The 24,806-nt window shown below is 72.0% G+C and carries 22 protein-coding genes and 1 riboswitch; of the genes, 3 read left to right on the forward strand and 19 right to left on the reverse strand.

Features of this window, described 5'->3' with window-relative positions:
* Positions 1–53: 53 nt before the first annotated feature.
* From AC0B61_RS15835 to sodN, 7 genes are all read right to left on the reverse strand, one after another.
* Positions 54–464, reverse strand: a complete 411-nt coding sequence (locus AC0B61_RS15835; RefSeq protein WP_471741233.1) for an ATP-binding protein — start codon at positions 462–464, stop codon at positions 54–56.
* 214 nt (positions 465–678) lie between these two features.
* On the reverse strand, positions 679–1,155 hold the full coding sequence (locus tag AC0B61_RS15840) for a GNAT family N-acetyltransferase (RefSeq protein ID WP_471741234.1): 477 nt from the start codon (positions 1,153–1,155) through the stop codon (positions 679–681).
* A gap of 10 nt (positions 1,156–1,165) precedes the next feature.
* A complete protein-coding gene (locus tag AC0B61_RS15845) occupies positions 1,166–1,552 on the reverse strand; it encodes a nuclear transport factor 2 family protein (protein WP_471741235.1) in 387 nt (128 codons plus the stop codon).
* 76 nt (positions 1,553–1,628) lie between these two features.
* Positions 1,629–2,621 carry an ABC transporter substrate-binding protein gene (locus AC0B61_RS15850; RefSeq protein ID WP_471741236.1) on the reverse strand — a complete coding sequence of 331 codons (993 nt, stop codon included), beginning with the start codon at positions 2,619–2,621 and terminating at the stop codon, positions 1,629–1,631.
* A gap of 18 nt (positions 2,622–2,639) precedes the next feature.
* Positions 2,640–3,515 carry an ABC transporter ATP-binding protein gene (locus AC0B61_RS15855; protein WP_471741237.1) on the reverse strand — a complete coding sequence of 292 codons (876 nt, stop codon included), beginning with the start codon at positions 3,513–3,515 and terminating at the stop codon, positions 2,640–2,642.
* Positions 3,512–4,567 (reverse strand): FecCD family ABC transporter permease, encoded by a 1,056-nt coding sequence (locus AC0B61_RS15860; RefSeq protein WP_471741238.1) that lies wholly within the window; start codon positions 4,565–4,567, stop codon positions 3,512–3,514. The genes AC0B61_RS15855 and AC0B61_RS15860 overlap by 4 nt, the downstream gene beginning before the upstream one ends.
* 133 nt (positions 4,568–4,700) lie before the next feature.
* A riboswitch (cobalamin riboswitch) is annotated at positions 4,701–4,810 on the reverse strand.
* 111 nt (positions 4,811–4,921) lie between these two features.
* Entirely contained in the window at positions 4,922–5,317 is a 396-nt protein-coding gene (sodN, locus tag AC0B61_RS15865) for a superoxide dismutase, Ni (protein ID WP_471741239.1), read from the reverse strand.
* A 266-nt stretch (positions 5,318–5,583) separates the two neighbouring features.
* Between sodN and sodX the strand changes: the two genes are divergently transcribed.
* Positions 5,584–5,946 carry a nickel-type superoxide dismutase maturation protease gene (gene sodX / locus AC0B61_RS15870; RefSeq protein ID WP_471741284.1) on the forward strand — a complete coding sequence of 121 codons (363 nt, stop codon included), beginning with the start codon at positions 5,584–5,586 and terminating at the stop codon, positions 5,944–5,946.
* 43 nt (positions 5,947–5,989) lie between these two features.
* Here the strand turns inward: sodX and AC0B61_RS15875 are convergent, their stop codons facing one another.
* The 5 genes from AC0B61_RS15875 to AC0B61_RS15895 all read right to left on the reverse strand — a co-directional run bounded on the left by AC0B61_RS15875 (position 5,990) and on the right by AC0B61_RS15895 (position 10,797).
* Complete coding sequence (locus tag AC0B61_RS15875; protein ID WP_471741240.1) at positions 5,990–6,577, reverse strand: CGNR zinc finger domain-containing protein; 588 nt, start codon at positions 6,575–6,577, stop codon at positions 5,990–5,992.
* Positions 6,578–6,704: 127 nt separating this feature from the next.
* Positions 6,705–7,508, reverse strand: coding sequence for an amino acid ABC transporter ATP-binding protein (locus tag AC0B61_RS15880; protein WP_471741241.1), 804 nt, complete (start codon positions 7,506–7,508; stop codon positions 6,705–6,707).
* Positions 7,505–8,470 (reverse strand): amino acid ABC transporter permease, encoded by a 966-nt coding sequence (locus AC0B61_RS15885; protein ID WP_471741242.1) that lies wholly within the window; start codon positions 8,468–8,470, stop codon positions 7,505–7,507. Before AC0B61_RS15885 ends, AC0B61_RS15880 begins: the two co-directional genes overlap by 4 nt.
* 46 nt (positions 8,471–8,516) lie before the next feature.
* Positions 8,517–9,443, reverse strand: a complete 927-nt coding sequence (locus tag AC0B61_RS15890; RefSeq protein WP_471741243.1) for an ABC transporter substrate-binding protein — start codon at positions 9,441–9,443, stop codon at positions 8,517–8,519.
* 427 nt (positions 9,444–9,870) lie between these two features.
* A complete protein-coding gene (locus AC0B61_RS15895) occupies positions 9,871–10,797 on the reverse strand; it encodes an ABC transporter substrate-binding protein (RefSeq protein WP_471741244.1) in 927 nt (308 codons plus the stop codon).
* Positions 10,798–11,382: 585 nt separating this feature from the next.
* Here AC0B61_RS15895 and AC0B61_RS15900 point away from each other — a divergent pair.
* Both AC0B61_RS15900 and AC0B61_RS15905 read left to right on the forward strand, forming a co-directional pair.
* Positions 11,383–12,579, forward strand: a complete 1,197-nt coding sequence (locus AC0B61_RS15900; RefSeq protein WP_471741245.1) for an NAD(P)-dependent malic enzyme — start codon at positions 11,383–11,385, stop codon at positions 12,577–12,579.
* Positions 12,580–12,696: 117 nt separating this feature from the next.
* A complete protein-coding gene (locus tag AC0B61_RS15905; protein ID WP_471741246.1) occupies positions 12,697–13,659 on the forward strand; it encodes a zinc-binding dehydrogenase in 963 nt (320 codons plus the stop codon).
* A 153-nt stretch (positions 13,660–13,812) separates the two neighbouring features.
* Here AC0B61_RS15905 and AC0B61_RS15910 read toward each other — a convergent pair whose 3' ends face one another.
* From AC0B61_RS15910 to AC0B61_RS15940, 7 genes are all read right to left on the reverse strand, one after another.
* On the reverse strand, positions 13,813–14,877 hold the full coding sequence (locus AC0B61_RS15910) for a PadR family transcriptional regulator (RefSeq protein WP_471741247.1): 1,065 nt from the start codon (positions 14,875–14,877) through the stop codon (positions 13,813–13,815).
* A 1-nt stretch (position 14,878) separates the two neighbouring features.
* Positions 14,879–15,781, reverse strand: a complete 903-nt coding sequence (locus AC0B61_RS15915; RefSeq protein WP_471741248.1) for a DUF4097 family beta strand repeat-containing protein — start codon at positions 15,779–15,781, stop codon at positions 14,879–14,881.
* 205 nt (positions 15,782–15,986) lie between these two features.
* Positions 15,987–16,166 carry a DUF6104 family protein gene (locus AC0B61_RS15920; protein ID WP_471741249.1) on the reverse strand — a complete coding sequence of 60 codons (180 nt, stop codon included), beginning with the start codon at positions 16,164–16,166 and terminating at the stop codon, positions 15,987–15,989.
* A 48-nt stretch (positions 16,167–16,214) separates the two neighbouring features.
* Entirely contained in the window at positions 16,215–18,200 is a 1,986-nt protein-coding gene (locus AC0B61_RS15925) for a serine/threonine-protein kinase (protein ID WP_471741250.1), read from the reverse strand.
* Positions 18,201–18,461: 261 nt separating this feature from the next.
* Positions 18,462–22,211, reverse strand: a complete 3,750-nt coding sequence (locus AC0B61_RS15930) for a multifunctional oxoglutarate decarboxylase/oxoglutarate dehydrogenase thiamine pyrophosphate-binding subunit/dihydrolipoyllysine-residue succinyltransferase subunit (protein ID WP_471741251.1) — start codon at positions 22,209–22,211, stop codon at positions 18,462–18,464.
* A gap of 233 nt (positions 22,212–22,444) precedes the next feature.
* Positions 22,445–23,632, reverse strand: a complete 1,188-nt coding sequence (locus AC0B61_RS15935; protein ID WP_471741252.1) for a sensor histidine kinase — start codon at positions 23,630–23,632, stop codon at positions 22,445–22,447.
* Positions 23,633–23,743: 111 nt separating this feature from the next.
* Positions 23,744–24,481 carry a response regulator transcription factor gene (locus AC0B61_RS15940; RefSeq protein WP_094742879.1) on the reverse strand — a complete coding sequence of 246 codons (738 nt, stop codon included), beginning with the start codon at positions 24,479–24,481 and terminating at the stop codon, positions 23,744–23,746.
* Between the last annotated feature and the right edge of the window lie 325 nt (positions 24,482–24,806).

Raw genomic sequence — 24,806 nt, forward strand, 5'->3', positions numbered from 1 at the left:
GTGCGTGCTGCACGGTGCTGCGCGGTCCGTGCGGTGCGTTCGACGCCCGACTGCTAGTGGGCGGCGGACCCGCCGCGCTTCTTGTGCAGGCTGATCGTCACGGTCTTGTCCTCGGCGACCGAGGAGTCGACCTCGCCCGCCAGGGCGGAGAGCACGGTCCAGGCGAAGGTGTCCCGTTCGGGAGCCTTGCCGTCGGTCGTCGGAGCGGCGACGGTGACCTTCAACGAGTCGCCGACCAACCGGAACTCGCAGGACAGGACGGAGCCCGGCACCGCCTGCTGGAGCAGGATGGCGCAGGCCTCGTCGACCGCGATCCGCAGGTCCTCGATCTCGTCGAGGGTGAAATCCAGCCGGGCGGCCAACCCGGCCGTCGCTGTTCGCAGGACGGAGAGGTAGGCGCCCGCTGCCGGGAGCCGGACCTCCACGAAATCCTGAACGCCGAGATCGCCGTCGATCTGGGACACCCTTGCCTCCTGGGTGGCGCGCTGTGCTTGCTTGGTACCCCGCTGGTTACCGCTCTTGCTGCCCCTGCTGTACCCGTGATGCCGCCTCTCGAAAAAGCGGCCCGGTGTCGCGGGTCCGCCATCGCGCTGCTTTCCGCACCCCGGTTCGGGGTTACTCATGGTAAGGCATTGCGACGCAGGGTGGCAGACCCTTTTCCGGACTCCTTCGGTCCGCTCAGCGGCGGCCGGCGGCGGCGAGCGCCTCGCCGGTGAGCCGGTGGACGGTCCACTCGTCCATCGGCTCCGCGCCGAGCGACTTGTAGAAGTCGATCGCGGGCCGGTTCCAGTCCAGGACCGACCACTCCACCCGGGAGTAGCCGCGCTCCACGGCGATCCGGGCGAGTTCCAGCAGCAGCGCCTTGCCGTGGCCGCCGCCGCGCGCCCGCGGGTGGACGTACAGGTCCTCCAGGTAGACGCCGTGAGTGCCGCGCCAGGTCGAGAAGTTGAGGAACCAGACGGCGAAGCCCACCGGCTCGCCGGTGGCGTCGTCCTCGGCGATCAGGCCGAACACCGCCGGGGCGTCGCCGAACAGGGCCTCGCGCAACTGCTCCTCGGTGGCCACCGCCTCGTGCGGGGCCTTCTCGTATTCCGCCAACTCGCGGATCATGGCGTGGATGACGGGGACGTCGGTGGCGACGGCGGTGCGGATCATGCCTGCGAGCCTACTGCTCGGGCCCGGTCTCGTCCCAGGCCTGGACGGAGGTCTGGTCGACGATCCGGCCGTCCCGCAGGTCGGCCATCGAGGCCATCAGCACCCGGACGCCGTCCGGGTAGCGGCAGGACTCCAGGAAGGCGACGTGGTCGCCCTGGACGACCACCTGCTCCAGCTTGTGGGTCATCTCCCGGCCGTAGACGTCGGCGAGCATGGCGCCGATCTCCTCCAGGCCGTGCATCACCAGGGGGTGGCTGGGCTGGGTCGTGCGGTCGACCACGCGCAGTTCCGCGTCCTGTGCGTAGAGCGCCAGCAGGGCCTCGGCGTCGCGGCGCTCGATGCCCTCGCGCAGCGCGCGGGTGTCGAAGGCGGCGGCGGGGGACGCCATGGTGGTCATGATCTCGCTCCTCCGGTCGGGGGTCCGTCGGCTCGTACCTTGAGCGTACGCCCGGCGAGAGCGGCGGCGGGGCCGGTCAGCGGGCCGGCACCGTGCGCAGGTAGTCGGCCAGGGCGCCGATCGCGGCGGGGTTGCGCGGGCTCTCCACCAGGTCGACGTAGTCCAGGACGAAGATCCGGTCGTTCCTGATCGCGGAGACGCCGGCCAGCGGCGGGAAGGACTTGAGGAACGCCCGCTTCTCCTCGGCGCCGGGCGTCGCGTAGTCGTTGACCACGATCACCTCCGGGTCTCGCTGCACCACGCTCTCCCAGCCGGCGGTGACCCAGGTGTCGGCGAGGTCGCCCATGATGTTGGTCCCGCCGGCCTTGGCGATGATCTGGTTCGCGGCGGCGAACTTCCCGGCGGTGTACGGCTTGTCCTGCCCGCTGTCGTACAGGAAGACGGACGGGCGGCGCTCGGGCTGCGGGACGGCGGCGATCCGGGCCCTGGAGTCGGCGATCAGCCGGTCGGCGCGGTCCTTGACGTCGAAGACCTCGCCGAGGTTGGCGAGGTCGGTGTAGAGCGCGTCCAGCGGGTCCATCACGCCGCGCGCGGTGCCCCTGCCGCTGCGGCAGGACTCGCTCAGCACGTACGCGTCGACGCCGAGGGCCCTGAACGCCTGCGGGGTGACGCCGCTGCCCTCGTCGAAGCCGTAGTGCCAGCCGGCGAGGACCAGGTCGGCCCTGGCGTCCAGGGCGAGCTCCTTGGTCAGCGTCTTCCTGGAGAGCCACGCGGTCTGCCGGTAGCCGTCCTTCCAGGGCACCTGGTCGACCTTGCCCTTGTCGTCGGGCATGACGTAGCCGGCCATCCGGTCGGCGAGGCCGAGGGAGAGCATCAGCTCGGTGATGTTGACGTCGTTGGTCACCGTCCGGGCGGGCTTGCGGTCGAAGGTCAGCTTCTCCCCGCAGTTCTCCACGGTGACCGGGTAGTGGGCGGAGCCGGTGGCGGCGTCCTGCGGGGCGATCTCGGCGCCGCAGGCGGTGAGTGCGAGGACGAGCAGGGCGGCGGTGGCAATGGCCTTGGTGCGCACGGTGGTTCCTTCGGTGGGTCAGGCGCCGGGAGCGCAGTCGGGGCGGTCCGGGTGGTCAGGACGTTCGGTGTGGGGGAGGCGGTCGAACAGCAGCTGGAGCGCGCCGGTCTCCGGGTGCCGGACCGGGGTGGCGCGGACCCCGAACACCTCGGCCAGCAGGGCGGGCCGCAGCACCTCGCCGGGCGGCCCGGAGGCGACGATCCGGCCGGCCCGCAGCACGTAGAGCAGATCGCAGTGGCCCGCCGCCAGGTTGAGGTCGTGCAGCGCGGTGAGCACCGTCGGGCCGGTCTCGCGGGCCAGTGCCAGCACCTCCAACTGGTGGGCGATGTCGAGGTGGTTGGTGGGTTCGTCCAGCACCAGCAGGCGCGGCTCCTGGACGAGCGCGCGGGCGAACAGCACCCGCTGCTTCTCGCCCCCGGACAGGCTCAGGTAGCCCCGGTCGGCGAGGTGCCCGGCCCGCACCTTGCGCAGGGCCTCGGCGCAGCGCTCCCGGTCCCCGTCCGCCGGGGCGCCGAGCCCGCGCCGGTGCGGCAGCCGGCCCATGGCGACCACCTCGGCCACCGTGAAGTCGAACTCGGCGGAGTGCTCCTGGGTCAGGGCGGCCACCCGCCGGGCCGTCTGGCGGGCGGTGAGCGCGTGCAGGTCGTCGCCGTCCAGCCGGACGGCTCCGCCGGCGGGCCGCAGCACCCGGTAGACGCAGCGCAGCAGGGTCGACTTGCCGCTGCCGTTCGGCCCGATCAGCCCGACCACCTGCCCGGCGGCGGCCGCCAGGCTCACCTCGTGGACCAGCCGGGTGCCGGCCAGTTCCACCGAGACGGCGTCGACGGCGAGGTCCTGGCCCTTCGTCAGGCCGGCCGCGGCCGCCGTGCGGGCCACACCGTGCCCGTCGGTCATCGGGTGCCTCCGAAGGCCTGGCCGCGACGGCGCATCATCAGCAGGAACGCGGGCACGCCCAGCACGGCGGTGAACACCCCGACGGGCAGTTCGGCGGGCGCCAGCAGGGTGCGCGAGGCGATGTCCACCCAGACCAGCAGCAGCGCCCCGGCGAGCGGCGCGACCAGCAGCACCCGGCGGTGCCCGGCACCGACCAGCATCCGCGCCAGGTGCGGTACCAGCAGCCCGACGAAGCCGATCGCCCCGCTGACCGCGACCACCGTGCCGGTGACGGCGGCGGTCACCACGAAGAGTTCGCGGCGCAGCCGGTCCGGATCCACGCCGAGCGAGGCGCAGGTCTCGTCGCCCATGGCGAGCGCGTCCAACCGCCCGGCGGAGCAGGCCAGGTAGGCCAGTCCGGCCGGCACGGTGGCGGCGGCGATCGGCACCGAGCCCCAGGTGGCGCCGCCGAGGCTGCCGAGCAGCCACATCATGGCGGCGCGGGCGGCTTCGCCGCGGTCGGCGGCGAAGACCATCAGAGTGGTGGCGGCGGAGAAGCCGTACGAGAGGGCGGTGCCGGTGAGCACCAGGCGCAGCGGGGTGAGCCCGTACGCGGTGCGGGCGGCGAGGTAGACCAGCGCCATGGCGGCCAGTGCGGAGCCGAAGGCGGAGGCGGAGATCGCCCACACCCCGAGCGAGGCGAAGGCGCCGAACAACAGGACGGCGTTGGCGCCGACGGCGGCGCCGGAGGAGATGCCGAGCACGAAGGGGTCGGCCAGTGCGTTGCGCACCAGCGCCTGGACGGCGACCCCGGTGGCGGCCAGTCCGGCGCCGACCACGGCGGCCAGCACGGTGCGCGGTAGCCGGATCTCCCAGACGATGGCGTACGCGGCGGCCTCGCCCATCTCCAGCCGACCGCCCGTCAGCCCGGCGCCCAGCAGCCGCAGGACACGGGGGAGCGCGATCCCGGAGGAGCCGAACGCGACCCCGCAGACCAGGGAGACGAGCAGGGCGGAGGCGAGGCCGACGGCGAGCGGGAGCGCGGGTATTCGGCGAACGGGCGTGTCACTCACGTGCGGGTCGCGCCTTGCCTCGGGCCGTGGGTGCGCCGGGGCGGGCGCCGGCCGCGGGCGTGCCGGGGCGCCGTTCCGCTCGCAGTCCACGGCGAGTCGTCGGGAGTCCAGCGGCCGAGGGCGATCGGGCTGGCGGGGCCGTACGGCTGGTACGGGCCTCGCTCACCGTTGCGGGTCAGCGCCGGACTCTCACCGGACTTCCCCCTCGGACGCCTAGGCAGCATAACAGGCACTCAGGGCATGCAACCCTTACCGAGGTCGGCTCGGGCATGGGCGGACGGCTTCTGGCGTGGACGCACGACCGCCCCCGTCCGGCGGTGCGGACGGGGGCGGTCGGGTGGCGACGCGTCAGGCTCAGGCCTGCTTGGTCTCCCAGAAGATCTTGTCGACCTCGGCGATCAGGTCCAGCAGGGCCTGGCCGGTGGCCGGATCGGTGGACGCCTTGGCGGCCGAGGCGGCCTTCAGGGTGTCGTTGACCAGCTGGTGCAGCTGCGGGTACTTCTCGAAGTGCGGGGCCTTGAAGTAGTCGCTCCACAGCACCGAGATGTGGTGCTTGACGGCCTCGGCGCGCTGCTCCTTGATGATGATCGCGCGCGCGCGGAAGTGCGGGTCCTCGTTGGCCTGGTACTTCTCCTGGGTGGCCTTGACCGACTCGGCCTCGATCCGGGCCTGCGCCGGGTCGTACACGCCGCAGGGCAGGTCACAGTGGGCGTGAGCGGTGGCACGCGGTGCAAACAGACGAGAGAACATGGGAGTCCTTCCTTAGATCGTCTTCCCGCGCCCGAGATTACCCTTCCGCCTCCCGGGTTTCGCGGTCGGGCGGTGGGCCTAGGGCAAAAGGCGGACCCGGAACCGGGCCAATCCGGACATCGGGCAGGTGACGGCCCGTACGGCAGACTGGAGCCGGACCGGTGCGAGGAGGAGTCGTGACGCGGAGCACGGAACCCGAGGGCGGGGAACGGGCGGGCCGGGGCGGCGTGTTGCCGTTCGGGCTTGTCGACGTGGCGGGCCCGTCGATGGTCCCGACCCTGCGCGAGGGCGACCAGCTGCTGGTGCGCTACGGCGCGCCGATCCGGCCGGGCGCGGTGGTGCTGTTCCGGCACCCCTTCCAGCAGGACCTGCTGGTGGTGAAACGGGCCGTCGAACGCCGGGCCGGGGGCTGGTGGCTGCTCTCCGACAACCGTCCGGTGGACAGCGACAGCCGCAGCTACGGCGCCGTCCCGGACGAACTGGTGCTCGGCCGGGTGGTGCTGCGGCTGCGCCCGCGCCCGGCCTGGCTGGCGCCGGGCCGTCGGCTGGAGCGGCTGCTGCTCACCCCGCGGCTGGCCCGGGTGCCGGGGCTGGCCCGCCGCCTCGGCGTGCGGGTCGAGGAGGTCTAGCCGGGGGAGGTCTGGCAGGAGCAGGCCCGGCGAGTGCAGGCGCCTACTTCCCGGTGCCCAGCGCGGCCTCCGCCTCCTGGCGTTTGCGGGCCCGGTAGGCGGCGACGTTGGCCCGGGTCGCGCAGCGGTCCGAGCAGTAGCGGCGGGAGCGGTTGGTCGAGGTGTCCAGGTAGGCGTTGCGGCAGGGCGCGGCCTGGCAGATGCCGAGCCGGTCGGCGCCCAGCTCGGTCAGGTGGACGGCCAGGCCCATGCAGGCGACGGCGCTGAAGTGCGCGGTGGCGGTGGCCGAGTTGTCGGCCAGGTGCAGGTGCCAGCGGGGCTGTCCGGCGTCGTCCAGGTGGTCGTGGCCGGAGACCAGCGGGCTGACGGGGTACTCCATCAGCAGGCTGTTCAGCAGGTCGACGCCCCGGGTCTCGTCGCCCTCGGCGGCGGCTTCGAAGACTCCGCGCAGCCTGGTCCGCACCGCCCGCAGCCGGGGCAGGTCGGATTCGTCGGCGAGCGTGGCGGCCCGGGAGGAGTCGGAGAACAGGGCGCGCACCGCGTCCACGGAGGTCAGCGTGTCGGTGCCGCGCTCGGGCTCCTCGGTGTTGACCAGCCGGACGGCCAGATCGGCGTACGAGGCGAGCTCCACGGCGGTCCTTCCAGAAAATCGGTAACGGGCTGACTGCTTCCAGCCTATTACCCGGGCGGGACTCCAACGACTCGGGCGGGCGTCGGCGCCCGGCAGGGCTTCCTGCCGGGCGCCGACGGTGCGGGGCTCAGAGCACCTTGGAGAGGAAGGCCCTGGTGCGTTCGTGCTGGGGGTCGGTGAGGACGTCGCGGGGGTTGCCGGACTCGACGACCACGCCGCCGTCCATGAACACCAGCGCGTCGCCGACCTCCCGGGCGAAGCCCATCTCGTGGGTGACGACCACCATGGTCATGCCCTCCTCGGCGAGGCCGCGCATGACGTCGAGGACGTCGCCGACCAGCTCCGGGTCGAGCGCCGAGGTGGGCTCGTCGAAGAGCATCAGCTTGGGCTTCATGGCCAGCGCGCGGGCGATCGCCACCCGCTGCTGCTGGCCGCCGGAGAGCTGGGAGGGGTAGCTCCTCGCCTTGTCGGCGAGGCCGACCCGCTCCAGCAGCGCCATCCCGCGCTCCCGGGCGTCCGCCTTGTTCTCGCCCCTGACCTGGATCGGCGCCTCGATGATGTTGTCTATGGCGGTCATGTGCGGGAACAGGTTGAAGCGCTGGAACACCATGCCGATGTCCTGCCGCTTCAGGGCGACCTCGCGGTCCTTGAGCTCGTGGAGCTTGTCGCCCTTCTGGCGGTAGCCGACCAGTTCGCCGTCCACCCAGAGGCGGCCGCCGTTGACCTTCTCCAGGTGGTTGATGCACCGCAGGAACGTCGACTTGCCGGAGCCGGACGGGCCGATCAGGCAGAACACCTCGCCCTGCCGGACCTCCAGGTCGATGCCCTTGAGCACCTCGACCAGGCCGTAGGACTTGTGCACGTTCTCGGCGCGGACCATCGGCTCGGCGGAGGCGGCGGAGCCGGCGGGGGTCTTGGTCAGATCGGTCATACGTGACCACCTCCCTCGAGCCCCGGGACGACGTCGGCGGTCGTCTTCGGGGTGGGCTTCCCGGCGAACAGGCCCCGCAGCCGTTGCAACGGGGTGGGCGGGAGGGTGCGGTTGGAGCCTCGGGCGTAGTGGCGCTCGATGTAGTACTGGCCGATGGTCAGCACCGAGGTGAAGAACAGGTACCAGAGGCTGACCACGATCAGCAGCGGGATGTTCTGGTAGTTCCGAGAGTAGATGACCTGACCGGCCCGGAAGATCTCCTCCAGAGAGATGACCGAGACCAGCGAGGTGGTCTTGAGCATCGAGATGGTCTCGTTGCCGGTCGGCGGGATGATCACCCGCATGGCCTGCGGCAGGACGATCCGCCGCATGGTCTGGAACCGGCTCATGCCGAGCGCGTGCGCGGCCTCGGTCTGGCCCTCGTCGACCGACTGGATGCCGCCGCGGACGATCTCCGCCATGTAGGCGGCCTCGTTCAGGCCGAGGCCCAGCAGGGCGGCGACGAAGGTCGGGATCAGGACGTTGGTCGACTCGGACCAGAACTCCGGGCCCCACGGGACGCCGATCGACAGCTTGGCCCAGATCAGGCCGAGGAAGTTCCAGAACACCAGCTGCACCAGCACCGGGGTGCCGCGGAAGACCCAGATGTAGACCCAGGCGGTGCCGGAGAGCAGCGGGTTCGGGGACAGCCGCATCACCGCGAGGATGATGCCGCCGACCACGCCCATGAGCATGGAGAGGACGGTCAGCTCCAGCGTCACGACCATGCCGTGCACGATGCTGTCGTGGAAGAGGTACTGACCGACGATGTCCCACTTGAAGGCGGGGTTGGTGAGGAGGGCGCTCAGCAGCATGGCTGCGAGCAGGGCGATGACGACGGCGCCCACCCAGCGTCCGGGGTGGCGGACCGGGACGGCCTTGATGGTCTCAGGCCGTCCCTTCTCCGGCGTCCCCTGGTCCATAGAGTTCACGGTGTGGCCTCGGGGGAGAGATGAAGCAGGCGAGGGATCAGTTGACGGCGCCGTTGACGGTCGACTTGTCGAGGGCACCGGCCTCGACGCCCCACTTGGTGAGGATCTGCTTGTAGGTGCCGTCGTCGATCAGCGACTGGACGGCGCCCTGGATGGCCGGGGAGAGCTTGGAGCCCTTGGCCAGGGCGACGCCGTAGGGGGCCACGCCGTAGGTGTCGCCGACCTTCTCCAGCTGCCCGCCGGACTGCTTGATCGCGTAGTCGACGACCTGGGAGTCGGCCATCATCGCCTGGTCGCGCCCGGAGACGACGGCGTTGGTGACGTCCGTCTGGAGGTCGAACTTGTCGCCGTCGTTCTGGATGCCCGGCTTGCCGGCCTTGGCGCAGTCCGGGTTGCGGGTGTCCTTGATCTCGTCGGCCTGGGTGGTGCCGGTCTGGACGGCGACCTTCTTGCCGCAGAGGTCCTTCGGGTCGACCTTCTCCGGATTGCCCTTCTTCACCGCGATGGCGCTGCCGGAGTTGAAGTAGGTCACCATGTCGACGATCTGCTCGCGCTCCTTGTTGTCCGTGAAGGACGACATGCCGAGCTGGAACTTGTTCGACTGGATGCCGGGGATGATCGCCGTGAAGCCCGAGTCCTGGACCTCGGCCGTGAGGCCGAGCTTCTTGGCGATGGCGTCGGCCAGGTCGACGTCCATGCCGATGACCTTGCCGCTGTCGTCCTTGAACTCGTCCGGCGCGTACGAGGCGTCGGCGCCGACCACGAGCTTGCCGGTCGCCTTGACGTCGTCCGGGACGAGTGCGGCCAGCTTGGGGTCGGCCTTGACCTCGGAGACGGTCGCGGAGGCGTTGGGGGCGCCGGTGCCACTGCTCTTGCTGCTGCTGCAGCCGGTCAGCACGAGGGAGACGGAGGCGGCGACCACACCGGCAGCGAAGAGCCGGTTGCGCTTGGTACGGGCGGTCATGAGGGGGATCTCCTCCTGGGAGAGAAGGTCGGGCGGAGCGCGCCGCGGGAGCGGCGCACCTGGGAGCGGGCCGTACGGCGTCGTACGGGAGTGCGTCGTACGGGTGTGCGTCGTACGTCGTCGTACGTGCCGGCCGGGTCGTGCGGTGCCTGGGCGCTGGGACCGCCCAGGATGGTGCGAGGTGCTGCTTCCGCCACCCTCCGCCGAGGTGGACGTTGACCTGAACCGCCTCGACCAGTGGTCGGCTCGATCCGAGATGGGGGGAATCCTGCCATCTCATGACGGTCAGGTGGCCCTTATCCAGATCAAAATCGGATAACAAGGGGTCGCACTGTCCGCTATTCGGACTGATTCCGTTCCCCTGTCACCCTGCGCATAAGTATGCAGACCCCTCTGTGCTCCGCCCGGAGGCCCGCCGCCCGCCCGCTCAGATGCCCCCGTTGACCACCGCGTTCTGCGCCGCGCCGGCGCTGACACCCCACTTGGTGAGGACCTTGTCGTACTCGCCGCTGCGGATCAACTGGTCGACCGCCTTGGCCAGTACGTCCCGCAGCTCGTTGTCGCTCTTGCGCACCGCGATCCCGTACGGGTTGGAGGTGGACTGCGCGCCGGTCACCTCGAAGCGGCTGCCGCCGTCGGTGGTCTTCGCCGCGTAGGCGGCCACCGGGAAGTCGTTCAGGCCGGCCGCGGCCGCGCCGGCGGACACCTCGGCCAGCGCCTTGGCGTCGCTGTCCAGCTTGTGCGTGGTCAGCTGGCGGCCGCTGCGGGCGCAGACCGCCACCTGGCGGGTGACGATGTCGTCCTGGGTGGTGCCCTGCTGCAGTGCGACGGTCTTGCCGCACAGGTCGTCCAGGGTCCTGATCCCCTTGGGGTTGCCCTTGGGGACGACGATCGAGGTGCCGGCGATGAAGTAGTCCACGAAGTCCACGCCGGAGTCGACCTGCTTGCCGTTCTCGTCCAGGCCGTCGCGGCGCCGGCGGACGTCGCTGAGCGCCGACATCGCCACGTCGTACTGCTTGCCCTGCAGGTTCGGCACCAGCTTGTCGAACGGGGTGTCCACGAACTCGACCCGCACGTCGAGGACCTTGCCCAGGGCGGTGGCCAGGTCCGGGTCGAGGCCGGCCGGCTTGCCGTCCTGGCCACGGAACTCGACCGGGGAGTAGTTGACGTCCATGCCGATCCGCAGCACCCCGGCCGAGCGCTGGGCCTTCGGCAGCTTGGCGCGGATGTCCTTGACCGGGTCGTCCGCGGTGGCCTGCCCGCCACCGCCGCAACCGGTCAGCAGCAGGGCCCCGGCGGCGGCCAGGACGGCACCGGCCAGGGCCGGTCGGCGGGCGGGGAGGAGGTGAGGCATGAGGGGTGCTCCTGTGGGAGGGACGTGCGGTCGCCACGGTGTCGCGGTGGTGTACGCGAAATGGCGGACACGCGATCCTGCCATCCCGCCCTGCCGGGCCCGGCGGCGGGTGTGTCAGAATTCGGTACCGGGTGACCCCCGAACGCTCGAACCAGACCGACGAGCCCCGACAGGCTCGGGTTCTCGGGAACGGAAGTCCTCACGCGGCTCCGTATCCGGAGTGCCGACTCCCCTTCGGCTCTGCGTTCACTCCAGCGGGTGCGCGTGCGCTCATGCCGTTGCCGCCGCCGGAGCCCGGCGCTTCCGACGCCGGGCCCCTGGGACGCGACAGCGCGGCGATGAAGCGCGCGTGACGAGGACGAAAAGGCATAGGTGCGATGCCTTTGTCCGACCTAGGCTCGGCCCGTAGCACGACGCGGGCACCAACAAAGACCCCATAAAACCCTCATCCGAGGGCGCCGCCCGACGGCAGCGCCCCGACCCCGACCCCGGGTCCGCTTCCGCGTACCCGGTTTCCGGTTTCCGGACGGGTCGCCCAGCCCGTCGGCCGCGCACCCTCACCCGATCAATGACGAAGAGGTCATCGTGGCAGCGGAGATCATCAGCAGCAGCACCCAGGACACCGACGATCCGGTCGACGCGGTCTTCGCGCTCCACCGCGGCGGCAAGATGGAGATCCGGGCGACCGTCCCGGTGCGCGACGCGGACGACCTGTCCCTCGCCTACACCCCGGGTGTCGCCCGCGTCTGCACGGCCATCGCCGAGCAGCCGGAGCTGGTCAACGACTACACCTGGAAGTCCAACACCGTCGCGGTGGTCACCGACGGCACCGCGGTGCTGGGCCTCGGCGACATCGGCCCGCAGGCCTCGCTGCCCGTGATGGAGGGCAAGGCCATCCTGTTCAAGCAGTTCGGCGGCGTCGACGCGGTGCCGATCGCGCTGGCCTGCACCGGCGTCGACGAGATCGTCGAGACCGTGGTCCGGCTGTCGCCCTCCTTCGGCGGCGTCAACCTGGAGGACATCTCCGCCCCGCGCTGCTTCGAGATCGAGCGCCGGCTCCAGGAGGCCCTGGACATCCCGGTCTTCCACGACGACCAGCACGGCACCGCGATCGTCAGCACCGCCGCCCTGTGGAACGCGGCCAAGGTGACCGGCCGCGAGATCGGCTCGCTGCGGGCCGTCATCTCCGGCGCCGGCGCGGCCGGGATCGCCATCGCCAAGATGCTGGTCGCGGCCGGCATCGGCGACGTGGCGGTCTGCGACCGCAAGGGCGTGGTGTACGAGGGCCGCGGCGACCTCACCGACGTCAAGGCCGAGATCGCCGCTCTGACCAACCGCTCGGGCGTCAAGGGCACGCTGGCCGACGCGCTGGCCGGCGCCGACGTGTTCATCGGCGTCTCCGGCGGCACCGTGCCGGAGGAGGTCGTCGCGACCATGGCCGAGGGCGCCTTCATCTTCGCGATGGCCAACCCCACCCCGGAGATCCACCCCGAGGTCGCGCACAAGTACGCGGCGGTCGTCGCCACCGGGCGCAGCGACTTCCCGAACCAGATCAACAACGTGCTGGCCTTCCCCGGCATCTTCGCCGGCGCCCTGCAGGTCCGGGCCAGCCGCATCACCGAGGGCATGAAGCTGGCCGCCGCCAAGGCGCTGGCCGGCGTGGTGGCCGACGAGCTGACGCCGCAGAAGGTCATCCCCTCGCCGTTCGACGAGCGGGTCGCCCCGGCGGTCACCAAGGCCGTCGCCGAGGCCGCCCGGGCCGAGGGCGTGGCCCGGATCTGACCCGGGCCGACGACCCGGGGGACGGCTGACGGACGGACAGCGGACGGCCGGGGCAGGGACACGCGTCACACCCACGCGTGGTTCCCGGCCCCGGCCGTCGCCGCTATCGTCCGGGTCATGTTTGCTGCCTACGCCGCACGTATCGACGCCGACGACCCGCTCGGCGCACTGGAACTGGGCGAACTCCCCGAGCCGCAGGCCCGTCCCGGGTGGAGTCTGGTCACGGTCAGGGCCGCCAGCCTCAACCACCACGACCTGTGGTCGCTGCGCGGGGTCGGCCTGCCCGCCGAGAAGCTGCCGATGATCCTCGGCTGCGACGCCGCCGGCGTCGACGAGGACGGCAACGAGGTGGTCATCCACTCGGTGATCGGCCAGACCGGCCACGGGGTCGGCCCCGAGGAGCCGCGCTCCATCCTCACCGAGCGCTACCAGGGCACCTTCGCCCAGCAGGTGGCGGTCCCCACCTGGAACCTGCTGCCCAAGCCCGCCGAGCTGAGCTTCGAGGAGGCCGCCTGCCTGCCCACCGCCTGGCTGACGGCCTACCGGATGCTGTTCACCAACGGCGGAGTCAGGCCCGGTGACACCGTCCTCGTGCAGGGCGCGGGCGGCGGAGTGGCGACCGCGCTGGTCGTCCTCGGCAAGGCCGCCGGCCTGCGGGTCTGGGTCACCGGCCGGGACGAGGCCAAGCGCCGCCGGGCGGTGGAGCTCGGCGCCGACGCCGCCTTCGAGAGCGGCGCCCGGCTGCCCGCGCGGGTGGACGCGGTGATGGAGACGGTCGGCGCCGCGACCTGGTCGCACTCGGTGAAGTCGCTGCGCCCCGGCGGCACCATCGTCATCTCCGGCGCCACCTCCGGCCCCAACCCGAGCGCCGCGGAGCTCAACCGGATCTTCTTCCTGGAGCTCAAGGTGGTCGGCTCGACCATGGGCACCAAGGAGGAGCTGGCCGGGCTGCTCGCACTCTGCGCCAACACCGGCGTCCGCCCGGTGATCGACTCGGTGCTGCCGCTGAGCGAGGCCCGGGACGGCTTCGCCCGGCTCGCCAAGGGCGAGGTGTTCGGCAAGATCGTCCTGAACCCCTGAGTCAGGATCAGGGCTGCTGGGGCTGCTGAGGCGCAGGGCTGCTGAGGCGCGTGCGAGGGGGCCCGGTGCTCCCGTCGGAGAGCACCGGGCCCGGATCCTTCGTGCACCGGCCGGGTGGCCGGGTGGCCGGGCGGCCGGGTGGCCGGGCGGCCGTCAGCCGAGCAGCCGCTTCAGCCGCTCGCCCGCGGCGCCCAGCACCGAGCGGGCCGCGGTCAGCTTGTCCGCGCTCACCCCGCCGTCCCGGGCCGCGTCGCGGACCTGGTCGCGGAAGCGGTCGAGCAGCCGCTCCAGCTCGCGGCCCGGCTCCTCGGCCGGGTCGGTGCGGGCCCAGGAGGGCAGGTCGGCCGGGGTGGCGGGCGCGTCCTGGTCCGGCCCGTCCTGGTCGGGGCCGTCCTTGTCCAGGTCGATCCGGGTCGCGGTGACCCGCTCGCCCGGCGAGGCGGGCTCGTCGCCCGGCTGGCCCCAGCGGGCCGCGTCGGCCAGGCCGGACAGGCCCTTGGTGAGCTCGGCCAGCCCCTCGGCCAGCCCGGTCGGCCAGTCGCCCTTCGCGGCGTGCTCGCGCACCTGCTGCTCGACCCGGCGCTTGATCCGCAGCGCCTCCTGCTGCGCGGCCGTGCGCGAGGCCTTGGCCTGCTCGCGCAGCCGGCGGGCCTCCTCCTCGGCGGCCTTCGCCTTCGCCTTGGCGGCCTTCTCCTGCTCCCGGGCCCGCTTGGCCTGCTCCTTGGCCTGCTGCTTGAACTGGGTGAACTCCTCCTTGGCGCGCTGCCAGGATTCGTTGTCGCCCCAGGGCCCGGCCCACGGATCGCTGCCGCCCTCGGCGCGATCCGGCCGGGGGGCCTGCTGGGCGGCCTTCCACAGCTCCTCGCGCAGGTCCTTGGCGCTGTCCCGGACGTCCTCGCGGATCGCCCCGGCGAGCTGCGCCACGGAGTCCCGGATCTCCAGCTCCAGCTCGTCCAACTCGCCGTGCCGGGCTTCGAGTTCGGCGCGACCGGCGTCGGTCAGCCGGTACACCTTGCGGCCGCCCTCGGTGCTGTGGGCGACCAGGCCCTCCTGCTCCAACTTGGCCAGCCGCGGGTAGACCGTCCCGGCGGAGGGGGCGTACAGGCCCTGGAAGCGCTCCTCCAGCAGGCGGATCACCTCGTAGCCGTGCCGGGGCGCCTCGTCCAGCAGCTTCAGCAGGTACAGCCGGAGCCGGCCGTGGCCGAACACGGGGGTCATCTCAGGCCTCCTTGGTGAGGTCGGGCTTGCCGGGGGTCGCCGGGAGCTCCTTGGCCGGGCCCTCGTCCTCGGGCTCGGGGCGGCTCAGGACGGTGACCGCGCCGGAGACGGTGGTGACGCTGAGGCTGCCGCGGCCCTCGCCGAGCTGGCCGGACAGCTTCTTGGCGCCCCAGGTGCTGTTCAGCTTGAGCTCCTCGAAGCTGCTGGAGATGTCGCCGCTGGTGGAGCCGGCCTCGACGGTGGCGTCGGTGCGGGAGGGGATCCGGACCACGACCGGGCCGCTGACGGTGGCGACCTTGACGTCGGCCTCGGCGGCGACGTCGAGGTCCAGGGTGACGGCGCCGGTGACGGAGTTGGCCTGGACCTGGTCGGCGGTGCCGGCGACCACGGTGAGCTGCCCGGAGACGCTGTTGACCCGGAGCCGGCCGCCGACCGCCTGGGCGTCGACGTCGCCGGTGACGGTGTTGGCGTCGGTGCGGCCGCTCAGCCCGACCAGGGTGGCGTCGCCGTTGGCGCTGTGCACCGACACGTCCCCGGCGATGCCGGAGACGGTGGCCCCGGCCGAGACGGTGCCGACCCGGACGTCGGCGTCGGCCGGGACGGTCACGGTCACGCCGGCGACCCGCTTGCGCTTGAAGGAGCCGAAGAAGCTCTTGGCCGCGCCGACCGACTTGAGCGCGTCGCCGAACTCGCCCCAGCTGTTGAGGTCCTTGTAGGTGACCGTCAGGACCCCGTCCACCAGGGTCACGTGCAGCGGCTCGCCCCGGAGCTCGGTGACCTCCAGGCGGGCCGGGCCCTCGGCCGCCACCACGTTGACCGTGCCGTCGATGATCCGCACGTGCAGCGCGCGGACCGGCTCCTCGATGGTGATCCGCTCGGGGCCGTCGACCGTCCACTGGCTCATCTCTGCCGCCTCCCGTCGTCGATCGCGATGTATCGCGTTCTCTGCTAAAGACGATATATCGCGTGCTGGGAGAGTCAAGCGCCCCGGACCCTGAACCCGACCCCGACCCGACCCCGAGTCCGCCCCTACGGGGCCCGGACGCGGACACGCGAGAGGCCCGGGAGGCGGTTGCCTCCCGGGCCTCTCGCGACGGGCCGTCACCGGGTCACTCGTCGTCCTCGTCGTCGAGCCGGGCCAGCCAGGTGGCCAGCCGCTCGACCGGGATCTCGAAGTCCGGGTTGAGGTCGACGAACTCGCGCAGGCGCTCGGCCAGCCACTCGAAGGTGACCTGCTCGTCGCCGCGCCGGCTCTCCAGCTCCTCGATGCCGCGGTCGGTGAAGTACACGGTGTTCGCTCCGGTCCGATGGGGATTGACCTGGTCAGGATAGACCGGTCAGCCGGCCCGCCAGGTGCTGACGGTGACCCTGGCGGCACCGCTGACCGGGTCGGCCTGCTCGACCGCCGCGATGGCGATGTTGCGGGTGACCCGGTCGCGGACGCACAGCAGACGGCCGGGGGCGACCCGGTTGTACGAGAGGTCGGTGTCGGGCCGGGAGTCGATCGCCGCGGCGCACTGCTCGGCCGTGACGGTCGGCTCGGTGATCACCGCGAAGTCCGACTTGTCGTCCCCGTAGCTGTCGAACGAGTTGGCCTTGCTGCCGCTGCCGTTGTTCGTCACCCCGAGGCCCCACTTGAGGTCGCCGGAGTGCGGCACCACGGTGCCCGCGTTCAGGTCGATCCGGTAGGTGTCGCTGGAGTAGTCGGCCCCCGGGATCGACAGCGACTTCTTGTCCAGCATCGCCGAGTAGCCGACCGGCCGGGCGGGGGCCGAGACGGTGCTCTGGGCGGACTTCGAGGGCGCGGCCGTCACCGAGTCGGCCGAGCCGGTGGAGCCGGTGGAGCCGGTCGAGCCGGTGGGGCCGGCGGAGGGGCTGGTCTGCGCCGGGCCCGGGCCCTGGGTCACGGTGACCGCGGGGCCCGCCTTGGCGTCCGACTTCTTGCCGTCGTCCAGCTTCTTCATCAGCGCCACGCCGCCCGCGGTGCCGCCGACGGCCATCACCAGGGCGACGGTGAGCAGCACCTTCCAGGACACCCCGCCCTTGCGCTCGGGCGCCGGCTCGGGCGCCGGATCGGCCGGCACCGCCGGGCCGGGCGGCGGGGTGTCGAAGGACGGCGGCTCCGGCTGCAGCCGGACGGTCGGGGGCGAGGGCAGCACCGGGGCGGTCGGCGACTCGGCGGGCGGCTGCGCGGCGCCGTACGCGCCGAGCGGCGGCGGCGCGAAGCCGGGCGGGGGCGTGGCGGGCTGCTGCGGCGGGTGCGTCACCGCGGTGGCCGGGTGGGTCGGCGCGGCGGCCGGCGGCGGGGGAGTGGCCGGGGCGGCGGGCATCGCGGGCAGCGGCGTCGGCGGGGTGGGGGGCATCGCGGGCAGCGGGGTGGGCGGCGTCTTGGGCAGGTCGGAGCGGCGGGTGATCTCGGTGTTGACCTGGCGCGGCAGCCAGTCGTCGCCGAACCGCAGCTGGCCGCCGACCTCCGGGTGGTTGCGGGCGACCTGGATGATCTCGGCGGGCGTCGGGCGGTCCTCCGGGCTCTTGGCCAGGCAGCGCTGGATCAGCTCGCGCAGGTCCGCCGGGACGGCCGCCAGCTCCGGCTCCTCGTGCACCACCCGGTAGAGCACCGCGGTGTCCGGGCCGTCGCCGAACGGCGCGGTGCCGCCGGCCACGTACGCGGCCAGGGCGCCGAGCGCGAAGACGTCGGTGGCGGGGGTGACCGGGCGGCCCTGGGCCTGCTCGGGGGACATGAAGGCGGGGGAGCCGATCCGGTAGCCGGTGCCGGTCAGCGCGGTGGCGTCGGCGGCCCGGGCGATGCCGAAGTCGATCACCCGGGGGCCGTCCCCGGCGACCAGCACGTTGGCGGGCTTGAGGTCGCGGTGGACCACCTCGACGCTGTGGATGGCCTGCAGCGCCTCGGCGATGCCGCCCATCAGCAGCAGCACGGTGCGCACCGGCAGCGCGCCGTGCTCGCGCACCACCTGCTGCAGGGACGGGCCCGGGACGTAGGCGGTGACCAGCCAGGGGGCGTCGGTGTCCAGGCCGCCGGAGTCGATCACCTGCGCGGTGTAGAGCCCGTGGATCCGCTGGGCGTTCCTGACCTCCTGGGCGAAGCGGCGGCGGAACTCGCCGTCCTCGGCGAACTCCGGGCGCACCACCTTGAGCGCGACCGGGCGACCGCCGGGGGTGTACGAGAGGTAGACCCGGCCCATGCCGCCGGCGCCGAGTCGGGCGAACAGCCGGTAGCCGCCCACCTCGCGGGGGTCGTCCGGAAGCAGTGGCTGGAAGACCGGTGGGAGCTTGCCGGCGTCCCGAGGCGTGTCGGCGGTCATGTGGTGATCCCCCTGGGAGAGCGGTGAGGTCGTACGGCCGGGGCGGCGGGGCGCGATGGCGGGCGCCGGGCCGCCGACTGGCGACGCCTAACCTATCGATCCGTCAGGAACTCGTGCACCTGGGTGCCGGTTTGGTTGCAGAGCTGGGACCTTGACATGGCGTGGCGGTGAAACGGTTCTCCGGGGAACGAGGCGGCCCCCGCCCTCCCGAGTGGGAGGACGGGGGCCGATGAGCCCTCAGAGCATCAGAGCATCAGATCGTCAGAGCGAGAAGACCTCTTCGATCAGCGCCTGCTGCTCGGCGCCGTGCCGCTTGGCCGAGCCGACCGCCGGGGACGAGGCCGCCGTACGGGCGACGCGGCGCAGGCGGGAGCCGCCGGCGCTGCGGCCGACGACGACCTGCAGGTGGTCGACCAGGTTCATCGCGATGAACGGCCAGGCACCCTGGTTGGCCGGCTCCTCCTGCGCCCAGACGAACTGGACGTCGTCGCCGTAGCGGGCCAGCTCCTCCTGGAGCTCGGCCACCGGCAGCGGGTAGAGCCGCTCGACCCGGACGATCGCGGTGTCGGTGACGCCGCGCTCGGCGCGGGCCGCCGCCAGGTCGTAGTAGAACTTGCCGGCGGTGATGACCACCTTGCGGACCTGCGCCGGGTCGACGGTGGAGTCGCCGATGACCGGGCGGAACGAGCCGGACAGGAACTCCTCGGTCGCACTCGCCGCGGCCTTCAGACGCAGCATCGACTTCGGGGTGAAGACGACCAGCGGCTTGTGGTGCGGGTTGTGCGCCTGCCAGCGCAGCAGGTGGAAGTAGTTCGACGGCAGGGTCGGCATCGCGACCGTCATGTTGTCCTGCGCGCACATCTGCAGGAAGCGCTCCGGACGGGCGGACGAGTGGTCCGGGCCCTGGCCCTCGTAGCCGTGCGGCAGCAGCAGGGTGACGCCGGAGTGCTGGCCCCACTTCTGCTCGGCGGAGGCGATGTACTCGTCCAGGATGGTCTGCGCGCCGTTGACGAAGTCGCCGAACTGCGCCTCCCACATGACCAGCGCGTTCGGGCGGGTCAGCGAGTAGCCGTACTCGAAGCCCATGGCCGCGTACTCCGACAGCAGGCTGTCGTAGACGGTGTAGCGGGCCTGGTCCTCGGTGAGGTACTGGAGCGGGGTGTAGTCCTCGCCGGTCTTGCGGTCGATCAGGACGGCGTGCCGCTGGCCGAAGGTGCCGCGGCGGCTGTCCTGGCCGGCCAGGCGGACCGGGTGGCCCTCCATGAGCAGCGAGCCGATGGCGAGGGTCTCGCCCATCGCCCAGTCGATGGTGTTGTCCTCGACCGAGGCGGCGCGGCGCTGCAGCTGCGGCAGCAGGCGCGGGTGGACGGTCAGCCAGTCCGGCAGGTTGACCTGGGAGGCGGCGATCCGCTTGACCATCTCCTGGGAGATGCCGGTCTGGATGGAGACCGGGAAGTCGGCGACCGGCTTGCCGGCGGTGGCGTCGGCCGGCGCCTGGGCCGCGTCGCGGACCTCGGCGAAGACCTTCTCCAGCTGGCCCTGGAAGTCCTGGAGCGCCTGCTCCGCCTCTTCCATGGTGATGTCGCCGCGACCGATCAGGCCCTCGGTGTACAGCTTGCGCACCGAGCGCTTCTTGTCGATCAGGTCGTACATCAGCGGCTGGGTGAACGACGGGTTGTCGGCCTCGTTGTGACCGCGGCGGCGGTAGCAGATGAGGTCGATCACCACGTCCTTGTGGAACGTCTGGCGGAACTCGAAGGCGAGCCGCGCGACGCGGACCACGGCCTCCGGGTCGTCGCCGTTCACGTGGAAGATCGGGGCCTCGATCATGCGGGCCACGTCGGTGCAGTACATCGAGGAGCGGCTGCTGGCCGGGGCGGCGGTGAAGCCGACCTGGTTGTTGACCACGAGGTGGATCGTGCCGCCGGTGCGGTAGCCGCGCAGCTGCGACATGTTCAGGGTCTCCGCGACGACGCCCTGGCCGGCGAAGGCCGCGTCGCCGTGGATCTGGATCGGCAGCACCGGGAAGGTGGTGCCGCCCTGGTCCAGGATGTCCTGCTTGGCGCGGGCGATGCCCTCGACGACCGGGTCGACCGTCTCCAGGTGGGACGGGTTCGCGGCGAGCGAGACCTTGATGGTCTCGCCGTCCAGGCCGGTGAAGGTGCCCTCGGAGCCGAGGTGGTACTTGACGTCGCCGGAGCCGTGCATCGACTTCGGGTCGAGGTTGCCCTCGAACTCGCCGAAGATCTTGGCGTACGGCTTGCCGACGATGTTGGCCAGCACGTTCAGACGGCCGCGGTGGGCCATGCCGATGACGGCCTCGTCGAGGCGGTGCTCGGCGGCGGCGTCGATGGTCGCGTCCAGCAGGGCGATCAGCGACTCGCCGCCCTCCAGCGAGAAGCGCTTCTGGCCGACGTACTTGGTCTGCAGGAAGGTCTCGAAGGCCTCGGCCGAGTTCAGCCGGCGCAGGATCCGCAGCTGCTCCTCGCGCTCGGGCTTCGAGTACGGCTTCTCCAGGCGCTCCTGCAGCCACTTGCGCTGCTTCGGGTCCTGGATGTGCATGTACTCGATGCCGACGGTGCGGCAGTACGTGTTGCGCAGCAGGCCGAGGATGTCGCGGAGCTTCATCATCTTCTGGCCGCCGAAGCCGCCGACCGCGAACTCGCGCTCCAGGTCCCACAGGGTGAGGCCGTGGGTGGTGACGTCGAGGTCGGGGTGCTTGCGCTGCTTGTACTCCAGCGGGTCGGTGTCGGCCATCAGGTGGCCGCGCACGCGGTACGCGTGGATCAGCTCCATGACGCGCGCGGTCTTGTTGACCTCGTCGTCGTGGGTGGTGGCGACGTCGGTGGCCCAGCGGACCGGCTCGTACGGGATCCGCAGCGACTCGAAGATCTCGTCGTAGAAGCCGTTCTCGCCGAGCAGCAGCCGGTGGATCTCGCGCAGGAACTCGCCGGACGCCGCGCCCTGGATGACGCGGTGGTCGTAGGTCGAGGTCAGCGTCATGATCTTGGAGACGCCCAGGCGGGACAGGGTCTCCGGGGCGGAGCCCTGGAACTCGGCCGGGTACTCCATGGCGCCGACGCCGACGATGGTGCCCTGGTTCTGCATCAGGCGCGGCACGGAGTGCACGGTGCCGATGCCGCCCGGGTTGGTCAGCGAGACCGTGACGCCGGTGAAGTCGTCCATGGTCAGCTTGTTGGCGCGGGCCCGGCGGACGATGTCCTCGTAGGCCTGCCAGAAGCCGAAGAAGTCGAGCGTCTCGGCCTTCTTGATGGCCGCGACGACGAGCTGCCGGTCGCCGTTGGGCTTGACCAGGTCGATGGCCAGGCCGAGGTTGATGTGCTCGGGCTTGACCAGGTAGGCCTTGCCGTCCTCCACCTTGTAGCTGTAGTTCATGCCCGGGGCGGCCTTGATGGCCTGGACCAGGGCGTAGCCGATCAGGTGGGTGAAGGAGACCTTGCCGCCGCGGGCGCGCTGCAGGTGGTTGTTGATGACGATGCGGTTGTCGATCAACAGCTTCGCCGGGACGGCGCGGACCGAGGTCGCGGTCGGCACCTCCAGCGAGGCGTCCATGTTGGTGGCGACGGCCTTCGCCGGGCCGCGCAGCTGGACCAGCTCGGGGCCGGCGGCGGCCGGCGTCGCGACCGGGGCCGGGGCGGCGGCCTTGGGGGCCGGCGCGGCCGGGGCCGCGGCGAGCGGCGCGGGGGCGGCCGCCGGGACCGGCGCCGGAGCGGCCGGTGCGGCGGGGGCCGGGGCGGCGGCCGCCGCAGGAGCGGCGGGCGCGGGGGCAGCGTCAGGGGTCGGCGTGGGGCCGGCCTGGGTCGCGGCCTGGGTCACTGGGGTCACCTCGGTACCGGGCTTGTAGTCGGCGAAAAAGTCCCACCAGGCTCGGTCTACCGAGTTCGGGTCCTGGAGGTACTGCTGGTAGATCTCGTCGACGAGCCACTCATTCGGGCCGAAGCCTGTGGAGCTTGCCGAGCTGTTGGGGGTTTCAGGGGACTGTGGCGACACGGCGGCAACCGCCCTCTTCCGCTTCCTTTTGGGATGTTTGGACAGCGGGGATTAAGGCTACGCCCCTGATCAGTGATCGCGCAGTCCCCGGGGGCCAGGCGTCGTCCAGATCACAGTCCTGACCTGCAGTTTGGCCGAAAAAGAGCGTTAGAAAGCCGCATCTGAGGGGAACCGATCGCCGCCGAAGTGGCTTGATATCCGGATAGAACCGGACAAACCCGTACGGAAATCCCCTAGCGATCTTCGTATGCGTCTGTGTCGGATCTGTGACAAATGTCCCGGCCGTCGCCCGGGCGCTGCCCGGGCAGCCGGACCTCGATCCGGCAGCCGCGCGGCGACTCGGCCACCGCGATCCGCCCGCCGTGCAGGTCCACCGCCCAGCGGGCGATGGCCAGGCCCAGGCCGGTGCCGCCGTCCGAGCCCGGCCCCGAGGCGGTCGCGGTGCCGCTGCGGCTGAACCGCTCGAACACCCGGCCGCGGTCGGCCGGCGGGATGCCGGGGCCCTCGTCCTCGACCTCCAGCAGCAGGGCGCCGTCCTCGCCGTCGGGCCGCGCCCGCACCGTGACGGTGCCGCCGGGCGGCGAGTGCTTGCAGGCGTTGTCGACCAGGTTGGCGACCACCTGGTGGAGGCGCTCCGGATCCGCCACGGCGGTCAGGCCGTACGGGCTGACCTCCAGGGCCAGCCGGACGTCCCCGCGCCGCGAGAAGGCCCCGCCGGCCGTCGCGCCGTCCACGGTGACCCCGCGCAGCACGCCGTCCAGGAACTCGCGCACCTCGAAGGGGCGGGCGTCCAGGTCGACCACGCCGTCGTCGATCTTGGAGAGGTCGAGCAGGTGGGTGACCAGGCGGCCGAGCCGCTCGGTCTGCACCAGGGCCGCCCCCAGGGTCGCCGGATTGGGCTGGACGACGCCGTCCACCACGTTCTCCAGGACGGCGCGCAGCGCGGCGATCGGCGTGCGCAGCTCGTGCGAGACGTTGGCGACCAGCTCGCGGCGGTGCTGGTCGGCGGCCTCCAGGTCGGCGGCCATCGCGTTGAAGGCGGCCGCCAGCTCGCCGATCTCGTCGCGCGAGCTCACCTCGACCCGGCGGCTGTAGTCGCCGGAGGCCATCGCGCGGGCGGCGGCGGTCATCTCGCGCAGGGGGGCGGTCAGCCCGTGCGCGAGGAACTGCATGAAGAGCAACGAGGCGATCATGGAGAAGACCATGATGATCCGGATCTGCGTCTCGGACCGGATCGCCACGACCACCATGCCGGTGGCCAGGAACACGGAGACGATCACGAGCAGGGCGAGCTTGCCCTTGATCGAGCGGACCGGGTCGAGCGGGCGGATGTCGGCCCAGACCCGGCGGGCGGCACGGGCGGCCAGCGTCTGCGGCCGTGCGCCGTCGGATTCCCCGTTGCGTTGCTGTGGAAAGGTCATTGGTCCCCTGTGGTCCCCGCGTGTGTCCCCCGCGTGCTTCTCCCCCCGCGTGGTGGCACGGCGTCGTCCGGGACACGGGCCCCCCGGTGGCCCGTCGCCCGATGCCCGCCGTCAGGAGAGCGGGGCCTCCAGCGCGTACCCGACACCGTGCACGGTGCGGATCCAGCTGGCGCCGATCTTGCGCCGCAGCGCCTTGACGTGGCTGTCCACGGTGCGGGTGCCGGAGGCGTCGGTCCAGTCCCAGACCTCGGCCAGCAGCTGCTCGCGGGTGAGCACCGCGCGCGGCTGGGCGGCCAGGCAGGCGAGCAGGTCGAACTCGGTCGGCGTCAGGTGGACGTCGCCCGAGGCCAGCCGGACCCGGCGCTGCACGTGGTCGATCTCCAGCTCGCCGAAGCGCAGGCTGCCGAGCGCGGGCGTGCGGGCGGCCTGCTGGGCGCGCTCGACGCGGCGCAGCAGCACGTTGACCCGGGCGGCCAGTTCGCGCATCGAGAACGGCTTGGTCATGTAGTCGTCCGCGCCGACGCCGAGGCCGACCAGCAGGTCCGTCTCGTCGTCGCGGGCGGTCAGCATCAGCACCGGCACCGGGCGCTGGGCCTGGATCCGGCGGCACACCTCCAAGCCGTCGAAGCCGGGCAGCATGATGTCGAGGACGACCAGGTCCGGCTGCCAGGTGTGGAAGCCGTCGACGGCGCCGGGGCCGTCGTGGGCGACGGCGACCTTGAAGCCCTCCGCGCCCAGTCGGGCCGCGATCGACTCCGCGATCGTGGGTTCGTCCTCCACCACCAGCACTCTGCGCTGGCTGCTCACAGTGCCGCCGGTGTTGGGGTTGTCCTGCTGAATTTCTGTCACGGTCACGCCACCGCCCCCAGGGCTGCGGGCCGGCCACCTGTGGGGATGGCGGGCTCCGCTCGTAGTCTTGTTCCGTCGTGGACTGTGCCGGGTCCGCCGTCCCGTCGCGCGATCGGGAGCGAGGACGGATTGTCGGCCGCCCGCGGCTCCCGCGCACTTCGCAGCGTACGGACAGCGGATGCTTCCCGGCAGGTGGACCGGACGTTTCCGGCCCGTGGGCCGGCTGTTCGGGCCGCCCGCGGACCCACTGCACGAGTGGGCACGGGCCGATACCTTACCCGGCGATTTTTCACTGCGTAACGGTACGTATGCAGTCGAATTGATG

It is taken from the genome of Kitasatospora sp. NPDC023385 (genome assembly GCF_055664045.1).

Bases quoted from the DNA above. Each gene is read 5' to 3' on its own strand.
- AC0B61_RS15840 (WP_471741234.1), bottom strand. From the start codon at position 1,155: ATGATCCGCACCGCCGTCGCCACCGACGTCCCCGTCATCCACGCCATG.
- AC0B61_RS15845 (WP_471741235.1), bottom strand. From the start codon at position 1,552: ATGACCACCATGGCGTCCCCCGCCGCCGCCTTCGACACCCGCGCGCTG.
- AC0B61_RS15855 (WP_471741237.1), bottom strand. From the start codon at position 3,515: ATGACCGACGGGCACGGTGTGGCCCGCACGGCGGCCGCGGCCGGCCTG.
- sodN (WP_471741239.1), bottom strand. From the start codon at position 5,317: ATGTTCTCTCGTCTGTTTGCACCGCGTGCCACCGCTCACGCCCACTGT.
- sodX (WP_471741284.1), top strand. From the start codon at position 5,584: ATGGTCCCGACCCTGCGCGAGGGCGACCAGCTGCTGGTGCGCTACGGC.
- AC0B61_RS15880 (WP_471741241.1), bottom strand. From the start codon at position 7,508: ATGACCGATCTGACCAAGACCCCCGCCGGCTCCGCCGCCTCCGCCGAG.
- AC0B61_RS15885 (WP_471741242.1), bottom strand. From the start codon at position 8,470: ATGGACCAGGGGACGCCGGAGAAGGGACGGCCTGAGACCATCAAGGCC.
- AC0B61_RS15890 (WP_471741243.1), bottom strand. From the start codon at position 9,443: ATGACCGCCCGTACCAAGCGCAACCGGCTCTTCGCTGCCGGTGTGGTC.
- AC0B61_RS15895 (WP_471741244.1), bottom strand. From the start codon at position 10,797: ATGCCTCACCTCCTCCCCGCCCGCCGACCGGCCCTGGCCGGTGCCGTC.
- AC0B61_RS15905 (WP_471741246.1), top strand. From the start codon at position 12,697: ATGTTTGCTGCCTACGCCGCACGTATCGACGCCGACGACCCGCTCGGC.
- AC0B61_RS15910 (WP_471741247.1), bottom strand. From the start codon at position 14,877: ATGACCCCCGTGTTCGGCCACGGCCGGCTCCGGCTGTACCTGCTGAAG.
- AC0B61_RS15915 (WP_471741248.1), bottom strand. From the start codon at position 15,781: ATGAGCCAGTGGACGGTCGACGGCCCCGAGCGGATCACCATCGAGGAG.
- AC0B61_RS15925 (WP_471741250.1), bottom strand. From the start codon at position 18,200: ATGACCGCCGACACGCCTCGGGACGCCGGCAAGCTCCCACCGGTCTTC.
- AC0B61_RS15935 (WP_471741252.1), bottom strand. From the start codon at position 23,632: ATGACCTTTCCACAGCAACGCAACGGGGAATCCGACGGCGCACGGCCG.